The organism is Fictibacillus sp. Mic-4, from assembly GCF_049843615.1.
In the GTDB taxonomy this organism is placed as follows: Bacteria; Bacillota; Bacilli; order Bacillales; family Fictibacillaceae; genus Fictibacillus_A; species Fictibacillus_A gelatini.
Genome location: NZ_JBBHZM010000052.1, coordinates 1 through 17,241 on the forward strand (window position 1 = coordinate 1; position 17,241 = coordinate 17,241).

Annotated in this window: 9 protein-coding genes, 1 pseudogene and 2 CRISPR repeat arrays; of the genes and pseudogenes, 1 reads left to right on the forward strand and 9 read right to left on the reverse strand. The window is 39.2% G+C overall.

Annotated elements, in window-relative coordinates; all coding sequences use genetic code 11:
• Positions 1-62: 62 nt before the first annotated feature.
• Positions 63-3,022: a CRISPR direct-repeat array (repeat unit 32 nt; unit sequence ATTTCAATCCACGCATCCGCGAGGGATGCGAC).
• Positions 3,023-3,190: 168 nt separating this feature from the next.
• From cas2 to cas3, 7 genes are all read right to left on the reverse strand, one after another.
• The gene (gene cas2, locus WD019_RS19945; protein WP_425712584.1) at positions 3,191-3,481 is read right to left on the reverse strand and encodes a CRISPR-associated endonuclease Cas2; all 291 of its coding nucleotides are present in this window, start codon (positions 3,479-3,481) and stop codon (positions 3,191-3,193) included.
• An 11-nt stretch (positions 3,482-3,492) separates the two neighbouring features.
• Complete coding sequence (gene cas1c, locus WD019_RS19950; RefSeq protein ID WP_425712585.1) at positions 3,493-4,524, reverse strand: type I-C CRISPR-associated endonuclease Cas1c; 1,032 nt, start codon at positions 4,522-4,524, stop codon at positions 3,493-3,495.
• The gene (cas4, locus tag WD019_RS19955; RefSeq protein WP_425712586.1) at positions 4,521-5,180 is read right to left on the reverse strand and encodes a CRISPR-associated protein Cas4; all 660 of its coding nucleotides are present in this window, start codon (positions 5,178-5,180) and stop codon (positions 4,521-4,523) included. Before cas4 ends, cas1c begins: the two co-directional genes overlap by 4 nt.
• On the reverse strand, positions 5,170-6,033 hold the full coding sequence (cas7c, locus tag WD019_RS19960; protein WP_425712587.1) for a type I-C CRISPR-associated protein Cas7/Csd2: 864 nt from the start codon (positions 6,031-6,033) through the stop codon (positions 5,170-5,172). The genes cas4 and cas7c overlap by 11 nt, the downstream gene beginning before the upstream one ends.
• A gap of 13 nt (positions 6,034-6,046) precedes the next feature.
• Entirely contained in the window at positions 6,047-7,933 is a 1,887-nt protein-coding gene (gene cas8c / locus WD019_RS19965) for a type I-C CRISPR-associated protein Cas8c/Csd1 (protein ID WP_425712588.1), read from the reverse strand.
• Positions 7,934-7,937: 4 nt separating this feature from the next.
• On the reverse strand, positions 7,938-8,648 hold the full coding sequence (gene cas5c / locus WD019_RS19970) for a type I-C CRISPR-associated protein Cas5c (protein ID WP_425712589.1): 711 nt from the start codon (positions 8,646-8,648) through the stop codon (positions 7,938-7,940).
• A 190-nt stretch (positions 8,649-8,838) separates the two neighbouring features.
• Positions 8,839-11,265, reverse strand: coding sequence for a CRISPR-associated helicase Cas3' (cas3, locus tag WD019_RS19975; protein WP_425712590.1), 2,427 nt, complete (start codon positions 11,263-11,265; stop codon positions 8,839-8,841).
• A 248-nt stretch (positions 11,266-11,513) separates the two neighbouring features.
• A CRISPR array of direct repeats spans positions 11,514-12,600; the repeat unit is 32 nt; unit sequence ATTTCAATCCACGCATCCGCAAAGGATGCGAC.
• A gap of 918 nt (positions 12,601-13,518) precedes the next feature.
• Here cas3 and WD019_RS19980 point away from each other — a divergent pair.
• Positions 13,519-15,003 carry an MFS transporter gene (locus WD019_RS19980; RefSeq protein ID WP_425712591.1) on the forward strand — a complete coding sequence of 495 codons (1,485 nt, stop codon included), beginning with the start codon at positions 13,519-13,521 and terminating at the stop codon, positions 15,001-15,003.
• A gap of 171 nt (positions 15,004-15,174) precedes the next feature.
• Here WD019_RS19980 and WD019_RS19985 read toward each other — a convergent pair whose 3' ends face one another.
• Together WD019_RS19985 and WD019_RS19990 are read right to left on the reverse strand one after the other, a co-directional pair.
• On the reverse strand, positions 15,175-16,137 hold the full coding sequence (locus WD019_RS19985) for a tRNA dihydrouridine synthase (RefSeq protein WP_425712592.1): 963 nt from the start codon (positions 16,135-16,137) through the stop codon (positions 15,175-15,177).
• A 285-nt stretch (positions 16,138-16,422) separates the two neighbouring features.
• Positions 16,423-17,179: pseudogene (locus tag WD019_RS19990) on the reverse strand (PLP-dependent aminotransferase family protein); the annotation flags it as partial.
• Positions 17,180-17,241 lie beyond the last annotated feature (62 nt).

Sequence of the window (17,241 nt, forward strand, 5' to 3'; positions counted from 1 at the left end):
AAATCCACGCATCCGCGAGGGATGCGACAGCAATGTCCGGTAGTTCTTTCTTTAACCTAGTTATTTCAATCCACGCATCCGCGAGGGATGCGACGTCAACAATTCCCTGTGTTGGTTCGGTTTCAACTATTTCAATCCACGCATCCGCGAGGGATGCGACTGCCAATCTTTTAGTAGGCCTTGTTCATAATAGGTAATTTCAATCCACGCATCCGCGAGGGATGCGACTTGCAGCTCCTCGTATAAACCGCACCTATAATAAGTATTTCAATCCACGCATCCGCGAGGGATGCGACGTCATCTTCGACGAAGAACTAGGACATTTAAGTTAATTTCAATCCACGCATCCGCGAGGGATGCGACGTTGCGTTCAACGAGTACGGTACATCGCCATCTTATTTCAATCCACGCATCCGCGAGGGATGCGACTATTGTTGTTGATCGTGACGGCCAGCGGGCACTTATTTCAATCCACGCATCCGCGAGGGATGCGACAAAAAACGCCTTGAATTGAGGCTCCAAATAATTGTATTTCAATCCACGCATCCGCGAGGGATGCGACGCCCGTCATGCTGTGGACATTAAAAACTTCTTAAATTTCAATCCACGCATCCGCGAGGGATGCGACAAATCCAGTTCAGAATGAAAGGGGAAAACGTTATATTTCAATCCACGCATCCGCGAGGGATGCGACAAAACGCCTTGAATTGAGGCTCCAAATAATTGTATTTCAATCCACGCATCCGCGAGGGATGCGACAGAAGAATTTATCACAGAGGAGGATGAAGAAATTATTTCAATCCACGCATCCGCGAGGGATGCGACAATTATACATGTAAATGTTTTTATAAATAATTAAATTTCAATCCACGCATCCGCGAGGGATGCGACCTTTTGCATTTTTCTTCGCTTTTGCATCGGCTGCTATTTCAATCCACGCATCCGCGAGGGATGCGACACGGCCCATAGCCCAGACGCGCCCAGCAAAAGTTATTTCAATCCACGCATCCGCGAGGGATGCGACAATTCCGTTTCGCGCGAGCAAAAGCATAAGCGTCATTTCAATCCACGCATCCGCGAGGGATGCGACAACAATTGCGTAAGAAAGGATTAATTACCTGGGAAATTTCAATCCACGCATCCGCGAGGGATGCGACCACTAAATTTTTTGTTCATTTTTCTTGCAACTAGAATTTCAATCCACGCATCCGCGAGGGATGCGACCTTTTGGCGATTCTGATTTCCTGCAAATCAATTATTTCAATCCACGCATCCGCGAGGGATGCGACGTGCAGACACCCTATATTCAATCCAGGTCGATAGACATTTCAATCCACGCATCCGCGAGGGATGCGACATAAGGAGTAAATAATTTAACGGTTTTCTCTAAAATTTCAATCCACGCATCCGCGAGGGATGCGACCGCCGCCGGATTGTGGTCGTTTACTTGGAGTAAAATTTCAATCCACGCATCCGCGAGGGATGCGACGGTAAACATTATTATGACGGTAACGATTTCCTAACAATTTCAATCCACGCATCCGCGAGGGATGCGACGCCGATTACTCGCCCAGGTGTGTTTCCCTATCAAAATTTCAATCCACGCATCCGCGAGGGATGCGACGCTATGTTTACTGTTCGTGATACCCAAAATGGAATTTCAATCCACGCATCCGCGAGGGATGCGACCAATCATCCGACTACGTTGTCGGACAAGTGTGGGATTTCAATCCACGCATCCGCGAGGGATGCGACGACTGATTAAATGCGGATACAGACTGGCCAGTGATAATTTCAATCCACGCATCCGCGAGGGATGCGACCTAAATTTCAAACCATTTGCTACAGCTGCCGATTGAATTTCAATCCACGCATCCGCGAGGGATGCGACTATCGATATCCTGATCATGGTTGATCATCGAGCGAAATTTCAATCCACGCATCCGCGAGGGATGCGACGGAATAGTCAACGCCGGCTCCTAAAATTCCTGTATTTCAATCCACGCATCCGCGAGGGATGCGACCTTATCCGGATTTTTCCCAATAAAAAAAGACGGATTTCAATCCACGCATCCGCGAGGGATGCGACCTCCGTAATGTTCATTATCATACATTGTAAATTATTTCAATCCACGCATCCGCGAGGGATGCGACACAAATTCTCTTCTTTTAACGGGTGACAAAGAAGGATTTCAATCCACGCATCCGCGAGGGATGCGACACGCAACAAGAATTACGTGCAAATCAGCTAGCTGATTTCAATCCACGCATCCGCGAGGGATGCGACGACTGATTAAATGCGGATACAGACTGGCCAGTGATAATTTCAATCCACGCATCCGCGAGGGATGCGACGCCGATTACTCGCCCAGGTGTGTTTCCCTATCAAAATTTCAATCCACGCATCCGCGAGGGATGCGACTAACGGTATCAATTCCAACCTGTCCGCCAGTACCTATTTCAATCCACGCATCCGCGAGGGATGCGACGATCATCCCATTCATAAACATCTTCAGTACTACGATTTCAATCCACGCATCCGCGAGGGATGCGACGATCAAATATTCATCCGATACTCTAAAAACTACATATTTCAATCCACGCATCCGCGAGGGATGCGACTTGACTTAACTTTACTTTTTGAAGATTCTTCATTGATTTCAATCCACGCATCCGCGAGGGATGCGACCGGATGTTCAAACCTTGATTACACCTAAAGGAAAAATTTCAATCCACGCATCCGCGAGGGATGCGACGATCGTTATTCGTACGGTCCTTACGCTTTGGTAATATTTCAATCCACGCATCCGCGAGGGATGCGACCTCTTGATTTAGAGCAAATTGACAATACACTGTATATTTCAATCCACGCATCCGCGAGGGATGCGACGCCAAAAGTAACACGAAAAGAAATGAAGGTATGATTTCAATCCACGCATCCGCGAGGGATGCGACTCTTAATGATGTGTACCCTTTTTTAAGGAGCCTTTATTTCAATCCACGCATCCGCGAGGGATGCGACGGCGATTTTTTGATTAAAACAAATAAAAATCGCGGAATTTTAATCAAAATCGCCATTTTCTTTAATTAATTAAAGAACATTATTTACAAAAAAATCAATAAAAGGAAATTCACGGCGTAAAATCAAGTGCGAATCAGCCTGGAAATCCATGTGCACTTTATGTTCGCACTAAAAAATTAAAGGTCCTTCTAAGTCGACAGATTCTCCTACGCCAATATGCTCAACCTTCGTTTTATAATTATTGCCTAACTGATAGAACCGGAGGCTATCCTGACTTTCATCGATAATATTTGCTAATTCTATTTTTAAAGAAGTAAATTGAGTGGCATCTACAACACATTCAAATACTGAATTTTGAACCCGTTGACCATAATTTTGACAAACTTTTGAAACTCTTCGGAGTCTTTTTTGTCCTGCACTACTAGCTGTGCTTACATCATACGTAATTAATACTAACAATAAGGCATCACCTACTTCCATAAAAATGGCGGGTACTCATCAAGGTCATTACGTAAATGGCGTGCTAACAACAATGCCTGAGCATACGGAACAAGTCCCCACATAATTTTTTCACCAAGGTAAGGATGGGTGATTTTTTCTTGCTTTTTATTTTGCCATGCCGCCAAAAACTTTTTCCTTGCTTCGTCTGTCATGATCACCGCGCCATTTTCTTTTTTCAAAAAGTCATTTTTATTTACTACTTTTTTATTAATCAGTGAAAGGACAAACTTATCTGCGTAAATACCTCTTAGTTCTTCCATCACATCTAACGCTAAAGATACTCTTCCCGGTCGATCCCTGTGTAAAAAGCCGACATAGGCATCCAATCCTACACCTTCTAATGCAGCTGCCATATCATTGGATAATAGTGTATAAGCAAACGACAGCATTGCATTGACGTTATCTAATGGAGGACGTCGGGAACGAGAGTGAAAATAAAATTCATCTTTTTGTTGCAGAATCATTTGATTGAACAATTTATTGTAGCTTATCGCAGCCTGTCCTTCTAAACCGCGTAATCGCTCTAAATCTTCACATTTCCTCACTTCAAGAATGATCGATGATAAATGTTGAGAGATTTCTTTGAATTCTGCTACGTTTACCCGTAGTGGATAATCTCTAGTCATTCTTTCAAGTATCCACTTATTATTGTAAATCTTTCCAACAATAAAATTACGAGCAATCTTCGCCGATAAAAGCTCATTATCTGAAACTTGGTATTGCTTCTTTCTTAAAATCACATTTCCTTTACTTTTTCCGATTACCCGTGCTAGAAACCTTCCGTTCTTCGTAAAAAAAATCAACGAGATGTTTCTTTCAGCGCAATACCCCATTAATGCAGGACTTGCTCCCGTATAACCAAACGATACGATGGATTCTAAATTGTGAAGCGGCAATCTTCCTAACTTTTCTTGCTCTTTAAGAAGAACTACATTATCTCCATCCAATGATAAATATACGTCGGATTGAGTAACAAATAATGTATTTAGAAGTTTTTTCATTCATGGATCTTCCCTTCAATATAGCTTTTAACCGATCGTTTATTCATCAATTTGGGTAAGCAAACATTTTGAAGGGAACAATTTTTACAAAAAGTACCCATTTTTACTTTCGGAGTATGTTTTCGGTTATAAAGTCCATGCATTTCAGCGACGATTGCCCTAACTTTATTTTTATGTTGATCGGTAAATTGCACTTCAACCCTATGTTTGATTTCATGATAAAACATGTAACCTACGTTTATTTCACAGAGTAACATTTCCTCTAAACACATCGCCTGAGCAGTTAATTGTAAAATATCCGCGTCGTCCAGTTTTGGTTTACCTCGTTTGTACTCAACAGGATAAGCTACATACTTTCCTTCAGCACCTTCTATTGCTACTCCGCAATCATCATCTCGAATAAACTCTACTACATCGCAAATACCGGTAATTTTGAGATTATTTGATTTCACGGGCATTGCACGGACAATAAGTTTATCTTTGCGCTTCTCTCTAATAAATGGTTGATCCGCCTTTTGATGAAGATGTTGTCCCTCAACCGTTCTAACGTTTTCTTCCCATTGCTGCTCAATGTGAATGAGGGCCCATTGCCGTCTGCAAAATTGGAAATGCTGTATGCCGGACAGCATGAGATAGTCTTCTTCATTAAAGTCCATCTATGACCTCAACATATAAACCTTCTAATTCATTCACTTCAATGCTATAATCATCGATCGATTTAGGTTCTTCCGTTTTTGGTTTTATATCCAATAAACGATGAACTTTGGCTGAAGAATATTGTCCAAGTTTGGAATGGTGTTTCCACCAGAAAACTTTATTAACCTCTATGCTTCCTTCGGGTCGTGCCGACGATGCATCATTTTCAAATAACGTAACTAAAGCTTGTTTAATTTTTTCAGCATCTTCATTTGTAAAACCTGTTTTTTCTGCTAGTTGTGTATTGATACTTCCGTAAAATACATAAACACCAAAGTCAACTCGATGCTTCATTCCCATTGTGTCAGAGCCTTTATCTTTTCCCGGTTCGGAATTCACGCTCTTTGTAATTTGCATGCTCGTAATATCAATTGGATTTACACTTGTTGCCGTATGAATCGATACCGGTCCCCTAATTCCAACTGAGACTCCCGATCCTTTCCCTGTGCCTTTAAATGCAAAAACTTGTCCAAAACTTCGTACATCAATCCATTCTTGACAAGCCCTCATGGCAAATTCCTCGCTCGAGCCATCTTTTGATTTCATTATATTGGAAAGTTCTGAATTGGCCTCTGCACGCTCTCTTAAACTTTTAAACTGATCAATTTTCCTATCGTTCGACTGGACAAAAATGGATTCTCCCATATCTTGAAGGCGATTTCTTATTTTTCTTTTGATGGCGACATCCGATATTTCGCCGTGTCCATCATAATTTTGCCGCGGTCTATTTCCATTTAATGGATCACCGTTTGGGTTTGCTTTCGTTACCGATAATACAACAGCAAAGTCAATTTTGTGGTCTAACACTGTCATCTTCAAATCCCCCTTAATTTGTTGATTCTTCTTTTACACCTTCAGTTTCTTTTTTCTGATACAACTCATGCCGCTGGCTGTAAAAACCTAATAAATATTTGCCTGATAAAGGTTTGTTGTTGAAATCATCAAAATGAATTTTTGACGCTACCTCATCAATGATTTTAGATAAATACAAGCCCTTTGTACCTAGTCGGGCTTGATAAGGCTGAAGGCTCTCCTGGATCGTTTTCCATGTTCTTGCCGGATGTTTAGAAAATGAATTCATATAACGAATTGCGTTTGTTGTTCGCGATTCATCAGAACCTAGCGCACGTCTTTCTAAAACATCCGCTACGGCTAACAAACGTCCGAACAAATAATCACGGTCATTGTTTTCTGTATCGAGTGCCACGTTATACCCCTCCATTTTATTGATTAATGCACATGTAATACTCAGTGTTTTTTCCCATTCCCATTTATCCATTGACACGGGATTTGAAGCACGGTAATAAGCACTTCTAAGGATATCGAGTGGAATTTTTTTATCATCAATAATACAAGGGAGCATGCGTTCCATTAATCCTTTGACCACTTTCTCGTTTGCTTTCGGTCCATAGGCTGCAAACGCAATATCTTTCGTTGCCGGGGCCCCGTAAAATTGAACAAACTCATTTTTTTCATTTTTTCTGTAACGATGAAGCCAAACACATGTCTTATGCCACTTTTTAAGTCTATCTAAATAGAGCTCCTTATCTATACTGCGATAGTAAAGAACCGCCAGGCGACCTGTTGTTGCAGAATCAAGGACTAAAATTGTTACATCCGATTTATTTGTTAAATTATTTTTATATCCATCTATTGCTTTGGCCACTTCATTCGCAAATACTTGATTCGTATACGATTTTCTTTCTTTCATTAAAACCGAGGCGGGATCAATCGCAAACGTGTCAACCATAGGATCAGGAATATCAAGATCATCATTGGCCCATACGAGAAATACTCGTTGATCAACGATTTTCCCCTGCCGATTAATCAACCATTTCAACGCATTATGCGCTTTTTGCGACACTTCATAACTAATACTTGCAACCTCGTTGCTTTTTGTAAAACGTCCTCTAAATGTAAAACCGCTCGTATCATTTGCTGAGATTAACTTTGCTTTATCAGCTGCATTTCTTATTTTGTTTGCATGTCTTTCAGTTCCAGGTAACCTTTTTCCTGTTACGAAACAAAGATCCTCGTCGTTTAGTAATTCATTATAAAAGCGAATGTAAGATTCATAAACTTCTTTATCCCTCCAAACTTTCGTTAAACGTTTAGTAGGAGAATGAACATTAAAACGTACGAAAGCGCTTTCTTGTCCGCCAACAAGAGCCGAAAATAGTGGAGGTTTTTCACCATGCAGCGATTCATACTTTTTGTCCCATTTTTCTATCAATTTTCCATCAGTATCTAAGTGCAAAATTTTTTCCTCTACTAAATCTTTAATTAACTGCCTCTTACTTAAATAGTGATAAATGCTTTTAATTTTGGAATGAGCATAAGGTGATTCAGCCCATTCTTCTAATTGTTTAATATAGTATGTAAAGGGCTCTTCTTTTTTTATTTTCCCACCATATGCCACAAAGTCCCCTGCTACATAGTTCAGTTTATCGTGGAGTGGATAGGGCGCAATTCCTGAAGACCGGCTTGATGATTCCTCCGTACATGGAATAATTGTACTTGCATCGTTTTTATCAACCACGTTAGCAGAATGAAACTCGCCATCTTCCGTTATGTTTACTTCAATTTGTGCATTTTGTGTCGTATGAGAAATAGGAAGTAGTGTATACTCCTGATCATTACGTTTTTTTTCAATTACCCCCACTTGATCTAGATTAGACTCATAGGTTTCATATAGATGCAATAACCAACTCATCACCTCACCCCTTTTCTAACTGATTAAACAGATTATCTACCGATTGAACATTAGAATCATCAAATTGTTTTGGCTCCATGTCGGAAATTTTTCGAATATGTGTACATTGATCAGGCCTTATAAATTGGATCACACCATTTTTCATAACTGGATTCCAAAGGCGAACTTCCATCTGATTCCTGCCCGTTTCATCAGGATAATTAATGCCGTGAACCATTGTGCCAAGGTGAATCTCTCCATAGTTGTCATAAAAGCTTGTACCTTCTCCGAACACACACGGCTCTACATAACCCTGACATTCTCTAGCACCGAGAAAGATGTCTCTCCGTCCCCCGGCTTTAAGAGACCGTTTTAGAATGTTATGATGTTTATTCTCGTTACGGTCAAACGCCATGTCCGGTCGGTATGGATTAAAGATAAAATGAGCTCTTACTTGATAGCGGACATCTTTCAAATACGTATAATTAGCAAGCGTATTTCCTCCACCATACTCAATTGGACGAATGCCTTTTGACTCCATACGGATTGGGTTCATTACTCTTACTTCATCAACGACCATTAATAAAGTCGGTTTCCAGTAGATTGATTCTACTATTCCTTTGAGCGCCTGGTACGTTGGGACTTGATAGGAAAGCTTCTCCCCGCCCATCTTTGTTAATGGATCCGTAAACAGGGCATACTTACCGTAAACTTCAAATTCGATTCCATTTCTCATTTTCTCACCCCCTTCCAATTATCTAACGATTCAATATTATCATTCAATTAAAAATTAGTAAATAGTATATTATATGAAAACAAAACTAATTTTGAGTTTACATGTTATAATAAATTGTCGCTTTATAAAAGCGTGGATTGAAAAATATACTATACTATTTAAAAACCTATCTTTTTTTCAAGATAGGTTTTTAAAATATGTTAAACCCAAGTCCACTTTCATTACCAATGTCTAAACCAAATTCGGTATTATATGCTCCTTCTTTCAAAGCTAAAATTTTTCCATCAAAATAGCTGACTACCCCATCATTTTGTTCCAATAGTTTTCGTTCATACTCATAAAGATTGATTGTATATTGCTGGGCCTTCTTCAATAATCGAGTAAGATCATCAATTGATCGATTCCCATTTAATTCCGCAATTATCTCTTTCCCTTCACCATATGGGACAAGAAAAGAAGAAGTATGGTTATCAATGACTTGAAAGTTCTCCGCCGCTGTTTTATAACTGTTTACGATAAATAAAGGAAGGTGTTTTAGTTCATTATGAACATAGGCTTGATAGTAACTGGAATTGGTTTTCGTTGCAGTTAAAAGTTCAATCATTTCTTTTTTTAATTTCGGTATAAAATAATTTAAATCTGATTCGAATTCAGTATAAAGCTCTTTAAAATACCGTTCCATTGCATGCCTCGACAATATATTGCCGCCATGGCTAGATTTATCGCGTCCAATATCCACCAGAATTTTTCTTGCTACCTGTTTACCTACTTTAATTTCTTTTAGATGCTTTAGGTTCTCTTCCTCATGATCAATAATGTAGACATTTTGAACATCCTCCTCCCCATGCCGGTTACATCTTCCGGCAGCTTGAGCAATGGAGTCCAACCCCGCTAACGATCGAATGACACACTGGAAACTGACATCTACCCCTGCTTCAATTAATTGTGTGCTAATGCATATGATCTTCTTTTTCTCTTGAAGGTGCTGTCTTACTTCAGTTAAAATTGTATTTCTATGAGCAGCACACATTGACGTGCTTAAATGATAAATTGGAATTTGGCTCTCTTTCTCTTTCAATCGGTGATATAAATCTTTAACGACGGTTTTCGTGTTTAATATGACCAACACACTTTGAACTTCTTCTATTTTTGTTTTAATAAAATGAGAAAGTTTTTCATTATTAAACGTTTCATTTGTTGCTCTGTCGACAATCTCAACTCGTTTAAATGCCTCAATAACATAATCCAGTTTGTTGATTATTTCCGCATCAGTATCGACATCCAATTTATGTTGAACAAAATCAAGTGCCGGCTGAGTAGCGGTGCAAAGGATGATACTGGAACGACCAAACGTTTTTATAAAGTTTAACGCTTGATTAAATAAAGACACGCATGAAACGGGAACTTTTTGTACTTCGTCAAAAATAATAACCGACTCACTTATATTGTGAAGTCTTCTAATATTTCTGCTTCCCTTTGCATAAAAAACATTCAAAAATTGAACCATAGTCGTAAAAATAATCGGTGAATCCCAATTATCTTTCGCAAGTTTTAGTTTTTGCCGTATATTAATTATGCCATCTTCATTTTCGTCATCATCATTCCAATCTTCTATAACGTTAGAATGATGTTCTAATATATTGGCTTCATCTTTTAATATTTTTCTAACTTCTTCTGCATTTTGTTCAATTATAGTTGTATAGGGAACGACATAAATTATCCGTTTTTTGTTATAAAGTGAAGCGTGTTTTAGTGCATATCTTAAACTTGCTAACGTTTTCCCGCCACCAGTTGGAATTGATAATGTATAAATTCCAGATGGTCTTTCGGCAAATTGGTCACATTGATTAGACATATCTCTTCTTAGAAGATTAATAGGTGTATCCGCATTCTGATGGTTTTTAAATGAGTTGATTTTCGTGATGAGTTTTTCGTAGTATGTATTAAAAAGTTTATTGCAATTGTTTGATGGTTCGATCGGCTTATTTTCTTCAAATCGCCTTGTATTTGTCCGATCAGCATCAATTAATGCACTAAAAATAAATTTCGTTAAAAACATTAATTGACTCTCAAAATTTCCGGAAGGCACTTTTGATAAAAAAATTTCCAATTCCATAGCAGCCTTATTTACATAATCGTTGAAATCAGCTTCATTTATAACATGATCAAAAAAGAGCTGCTTAGCCATTTCAAATTCAGCTAATTCTTTATCCCGTACACGATTTAAATAATTTGATTCTAAATTCGGGTTTAAAAAATCTTGAAGATACGAATGGTGGGAAATAATCGCATTACCTACGATTTCAGCGACAATTCCTTTATACCGATCAATATGTTCCGTATGGTAGAGTTCGTATAAGAGTTTTCCACCTGAAGTTGAATGGTCAACGCTTCCTCTTTTTGGCGGTGACTCAGGGTTACTTGCTGCTTCCAGTATGTATTCTCTAAACTCATTAGTGTATTTACCCATATCATGAAGTAGGCCGGCAAGACCGGTTAGATGTTTAATCCCTATTTTTTCTCCATAGGATTCGGCTAATGATTTAACTTCCAATAAATGTTCCTCAACGGTTTGAATCTCATTATCACTTTCACGAATGTGAGCGATATAATTCATTAGTCCCCCTCCGGCAATGAAATTTCTTCCACTATAACCTTGATTATACATCAAAGTAGGTAGATTTTCCTTATTTTTATTAAGTTTTTTTACTATCAGTTTCTAAAGAAAAACTCAAGCATTCTTTTGGTTCAAGTTTTGAATCAAAAATTCATCCGCTATGTTTTTTGTAACTGTATATTTTTATCAACTATCATATCTGGAAGGATGCAACAATTCCTTCATGGTCAGCCGTTGCAATTTGAAAAATTTCAATCCACGCATCCGCAAAGGATGCGACAGTATATACTATTATTAATGAGGCAGTAAGAGAAATTTCAATCCACGCATCCGCAAAGGATGCGACCCGGTTGTCATTCAAACAATTCTTAACAATGCAATTTCAATCCACGCATCCGCAAAGGATGCGACCCAGATTCCTTCATGGCAATGGTAACAAGTGGAATTTCAATCCACGCATCCGCAAAGGATGCGACGATGAAAAAAGCGCCAAAAGTATAATTAACCATTTATTTCAATCCACGCATCCGCAAAGGATGCGACGACAATACGGGTATAGAAAGGCGAAAATATTCGGATTTCAATCCACGCATCCGCAAAGGATGCGACTCGTGACACGCTTGAATCCATTGAGGATGCTATCATTTCAATCCACGCATCCGCAAAGGATGCGACGATCGTGCAATACTAACGGCTCCTTATTTACTGGAATTTCAATCCACGCATCCGCAAAGGATGCGACGTAAGCGCCGGTTGCATAGCGAAATCTACTATTTATTTCAATCCACGCATCCGCAAAGGATGCGACCGCTTCCATAATAGCGTAGTTGGATCGACTATCAATTTCAATCCACGCATCCGCAAAGGATGCGACGATTTAAATAAATTAACAGGCAGCAAGTCTCTTATTTCAATCCACGCATCCGCAAAGGATGCGACGATGCTAATGTTTTAAAGTTACTGGACTTTTCCAAATTTCAATCCACGCATCCGCAAAGGATGCGACGATTTTCGATTTTCTGTAACTCCTTGTCACTGATATTTCAATCCACGCATCCGCAAAGGATGCGACAGCAAACAATCATGTATAATAAACTCAAACAATGATTTCAATCCACGCATCCGCAAAGGATGCGACGGCCGGCTCAAACTTTATATTGGTCGGAAATGGTGATTTCAATCCACGCATCCGCAAAGGATGCGACTTGAAGCGATTAATCATGTCATACTCTTTATCTATTTCAATCCACGCATCCGCAAAGGATGCGACTTCATACCGAGACGATCCGCAAGCTCTTCTTGTATTTCAATCCACGCATCCGCAAAGGATGCGACGGCGATTTTTTGATTAAAACAAATTAAAACCACGTAATTTTAATCAAAAAAGCCATTTTCTTTAATAAATTAAAGAACAACATTTACAAATAAATCAATTAAAGGAAATCAGTTGAATTAATTATGGTGCGAATCTACCTGAAAATCTATGTTCACTTTACATTCACACTAAAGTTCTTTTACTCAACAGATATTTAACATCGCCACTATTCACATAAACGACATCCTGTATCCTTAATTTGATACAGGTATTTTTCTAGTAAGGGAGATTCACTCTTTCTTTAACAATTTGTGGGTTTTCCCAAAATTTTAAAAGCCTCTTGAACTTTCATCATTTAATTTATTTCGTCAACTGGCTAATTCGAAATATAGGCAGATTCATAGTGTCCGGAGGTTCTTTTAATTCATGTTTTAATAACATCTCGTCTACAGGAGTTAAACGAAATCCTATAACGTTCAGTTCAATAGAAAGATTTTCGGTATTTGGCTCTGATTTCACTTCACAATATGCAATTACCCCATCGCTATTACGCTCATGACCATCTGACGCCAAATAAAAACCTGATCTCCTTTATGTATCTCATCCTTATAATACTTTTGACGAATATCCCATTCGATTCTTTTATTTTCTTTTACATATGTATCGACATCAAAATGTTTTGGATTACCCTGAAAATCCAGTATGCCATCAAAAATCTCTCCCAATAATCAAATGAAATTACCTTTTTCAGCACTCTAAAAAATGAATTTTTTCAATTATACTACACATTATAGCATTTTACCCTCTAATCAATTGAAAATTCTTCCTTAGGCACACCGTTATTTATTCATATCTCAAAACTGTGTTTCATCTGAATAGCAATAAAGAAGCAAGCTCAAAATAACATTAATATTTCAATAAGAATTTAGGTGAAGCCATTGGATCAAAATGAAAAAAAGCGGGCGAAGTTTAGAAAAAATTCAGAAAGAAAGCTAAAAAAAGATGATATTACCATTGTGGATACAAAAGACGCACGAAAAGCAGTTGTGGCAACTGCCCTTGGAAATGCGATGGAGTGGTTTGATTTTGGTATTTACTCTTATTTGGCCGTGATCATAGGAAAAGTGTTTTTTTCGGGGGTAACGGGACCGCTCCAAATCGTGTATTCATTTGCGACCTTTGCGGTGGCGTTTATCGTTCGTCCTCTTGGCGGAATGTTTTTTGGCATGTTGGGTGATAAGTTAGGCCGAAAAAAGGTGTTAACCATCACTTTAGTCTTAATGTCTTTGGCTACTTTAAGTATGGGGTTGATACCGAGCTATAGAACGATTGGAAATTTGGCTCCTATCCTTTTGCTTTTAGCCAGATTGGTTCAGGGATTTTCCACAGGCGGTGAATATTCGGGTGCCATGACGTTCATCGCGGAATCTTCACCTGATAAAAAAAGAGGTTTTTTCTCAAGCGGGTTAGAAGTAGGAACATTAATTGGATATATTGCCGGATCCGGCATCGTAACGCTACTAAGTTATCTACTTGGTCCGGATAAAATGCTCGATTGGGGTTGGCGTATTCCATTTTTTATTGCCGCACCGATAGGTCTTGTTGGCCTTTATTTGAGAAATCATTTGGAGGAGACTCCAGTATTTGAAGCAATGAATGAAGAAAAACACGAGGAAAATAAAAAAGGGTTAATCAAAAAAGTCTTCCTTTACCACTGGCCACAGCTGCTTAAAGGGGTCGTTTTAGTTTTATTTTTTAATGTTGTGGATTACATGTTGTTATCGTATATGCCTTCTTATTTAAATGTTGTTCTCGGCTATGGAGAAACGAAGGGGCTTTTGTTCATTCTAATTGTTATGTTTATTATGATTCCCATTGTTTTACTCATGGGTTATTTCAGTGATCGGATTGGAAATAAACGCCTTATTTTAGGCGGCCTGATCGGAATCATTCTACTAGCGATCCCGTCACTTAAAATGATTGGAAGCGGTTCTAATTGGATGGTCTTTTTAGGGCTGATGATATTGGCCATTCTTCTAGCGACCTTCGAAGCAACGATGCCGTCCATGTTGCCATCCTTGTTTTTTACAGAGGTAAGGTATGTTGCGCTGGCGATAACATTTAATATTTCAGTATCTTTATTTGGTGGAACAACTCCATTGGCGTTATCGTGGCTAATAAGGGAGACAGGAAATAAGATGGTTCCGGCGTATTATATTATGGCTGCTTGTTTAATCGGTGTTGTCACCATGCTTTTTGTAAAGGAAACGACCGGAAAAGCGCTGCGGGGCTCTGCTCCGGCAGTATCGGAAAAACATGAAATTGCCGAAATTTTAGAAGATCCCGGGGAAGCTCTCTGGTGGAAAGAAGAAAAAATAACTATTGAGGAAAAAGCCGCTGAGTCGGAAGATAAAAAAACTTGATCAAATTTGCTTTTAATTAGTGAGAGCTCTTTTCCAATGGATAAAACGCTTGATTGTATTTTCAAGCGTTTTATCGTTGATATTCATGGTGATTGTGAACACATGAGTTGTTATGATTTATTTTTTCTCTTTCTTTTTGAGTGTTACATACATTTCGCTGTCCCCGTCCCCTCAACAATCTTTTTCAAAATTATCAAGCAATGCACGTACTTCATCGGTTGATTTCGTGTTCATTAATTGATTTCTTAAATCACCAGCTCCACGGAATCCTTTGACATAAATTTTGAAAAAGCGATGAAGCCTTGTGATTGAACGTGGCAGTACTTCCGCATACTGATCTTGAAGGTCAAGCTGCAGTCTTAAAAGATCAAGGTATTCTTTACTGCTATGTTCTCTTGGCTCTTTTTCAAAAGCAAAAGGATTTTTAAAAATACCGCGCCCGATCATAATGCCATCAATACCATATGCTTTCGCAAGCTGCAGCCCGGTTTGACGATCAGGGATGTCTCCATTAATGGTTAGCAGCGTACTTGGCGCGATACGGTCACGTAATTTTTTGATCTCCGGAATTAGCTCCCAATGCGCATCTACTTGGCTCATTTCCTTTCTTGTACGTAAATGAATAGAAAGGTTCACAATATCCTGTTTTAAAATATGCGTTAGCCACTCTTCCCACTCATTTACGTTGTTATAGCCAAGTCGTGTTTTTACGCTGACAGGCAGTCCGCCCGCCTTTGCTGCTTGAATAAGTTCTGCCGCAACGTCTGGACGCAGAATCAGACCACTACCTTTCCCTCTCGATGCCACATTCGGTACAGGGCAGCCCATATTAATATCGATGCCTTTGAATCCCAGCTCTGCCATGCCAATACTCATTTGACGGAAATTTTCGGGATTATCCCCCCAAATATGTGCCACTATTGGCTGTTCATCTTCTGTAAAAATTAAACGGCCACGTACACTTTTCATTCCCTCTGGATGACAATAGCTATCCGAGTTTGTAAACTCTGTAAAAAATACATCCGGTCGACCGGCTTTACTTACTACATGACGAAAAACAACATCTGTTACATCTTCCATTGGTGCAAGTACAAAAAATGGCCGTGGTAAATCACGCCAAAAATTATCTATCATTTCAAATCAATTCCTCTCACTATGGATACAACTTAAACCCTTGGTCAAAAAATATAAAGCCAACTATTCCACTTCTTATACACTTATATCATGCTTAATAACTTATTATCAAATACAGTACATTTGGTCATTTATCATTTTAAAAAAACGATTGTTAAAATCAGCAATGTTTATTTTAATGAAAATCGGTCCCGAATGATTTTTTTATAAACAAAAAAGCAGATGGTATAGACTTTTTCTATACCATCTGTTTTTCTATATACCAACTCCAACCACGCGACCGCATCGCAATGCCCGCTCTGGACAACTATTCCCAACGACAAAACGTTCAGCCGCATACACTTGTACCCTTTGCTGTGCAGATAACCTTTCAAATTCAGCACCTGTCATCTTTCCTTGCAATAGCAACCAACGAAAGATGACCGTTTCAGCACCTAAACACATATAGTCTGCCAAATGCCGATCTACAATTTGATTTCTGCGAATGGTTTGTTCCCGATGACGCTGGATTAAGACTTCAAATGGATTCGATACAATCGTACGCGCCGCCAGTTCTGCTAATAACGGGGAAACTGATATATTTAAGTTATAAAGTGCCTTTGAAATGGGCTCCTTGAATAGACTCGGAACTGCTACATAGGCCAGTCGCAACCCCGGTGCTATTGATTTTGATAAACTTGCAATGTAGATGACCTGTTCTGGCGCGAATGATGCGATTGCTGGTAGTGGTTGTTCTTTGTGAAGATGATATGTTGTATCTTCAATAATGAACGGGGCATTCTTTTTGGCAATCCCTTTTCGATTCTCGACAGACATACAGCTTGCTGTCGGATTATGATAATCCGGGATTAAGTAAAGGCCTATAATATTTTCGTTTTTACACGCATATTCAAAAAACGTTGGACTCATTTCATAGTTCTCTGATTTTATCGGCACGATTTGCACACTAGCATCGCTGCAGCAGTTTTAAGCCAGGGTACGTATTGTGGTTACCACCAATGCGATCTCCAGGCTTGCAAAGACTTGCCAGTGCAGCAGCAATCCGAGCGCTTAATAAATAGGCTTTTCAGTTTTATCAATCGGTGGCTTCCAGCTTATCGGGTA

What these genes read in the sequence shown, in the direction of transcription:
- cas1c (WP_425712585.1), bottom strand. Translation starts at nt 4,524, where the DNA reads ATGAAAAAACTTCTAAATACATTATTTGTTACTCAATCCGACGTATAT.
- cas4 (WP_425712586.1), bottom strand. Translation starts at nt 5,180, where the DNA reads ATGGACTTTAATGAAGAAGACTATCTCATGCTGTCCGGCATACAGCAT.
- cas3 (WP_425712590.1), bottom strand. Translation starts at nt 11,265, where the DNA reads ATGAATTATATCGCTCACATTCGTGAAAGTGATAATGAGATTCAAACC.
- WD019_RS19985 (WP_425712592.1), bottom strand. Translation starts at nt 16,137, where the DNA reads ATGATAGATAATTTTTGGCGTGATTTACCACGGCCATTTTTTGTACTT.
- cas7c (WP_425712587.1), bottom strand. Translation starts at nt 6,033, where the DNA reads ATGACAGTGTTAGACCACAAAATTGACTTTGCTGTTGTATTATCGGTA.
- cas8c (WP_425712588.1), bottom strand. Translation starts at nt 7,933, where the DNA reads ATGAGTTGGTTATTGCATCTATATGAAACCTATGAGTCTAATCTAGAT.
- cas5c (WP_425712589.1), bottom strand. Translation starts at nt 8,648, where the DNA reads ATGAGAAATGGAATCGAATTTGAAGTTTACGGTAAGTATGCCCTGTTT.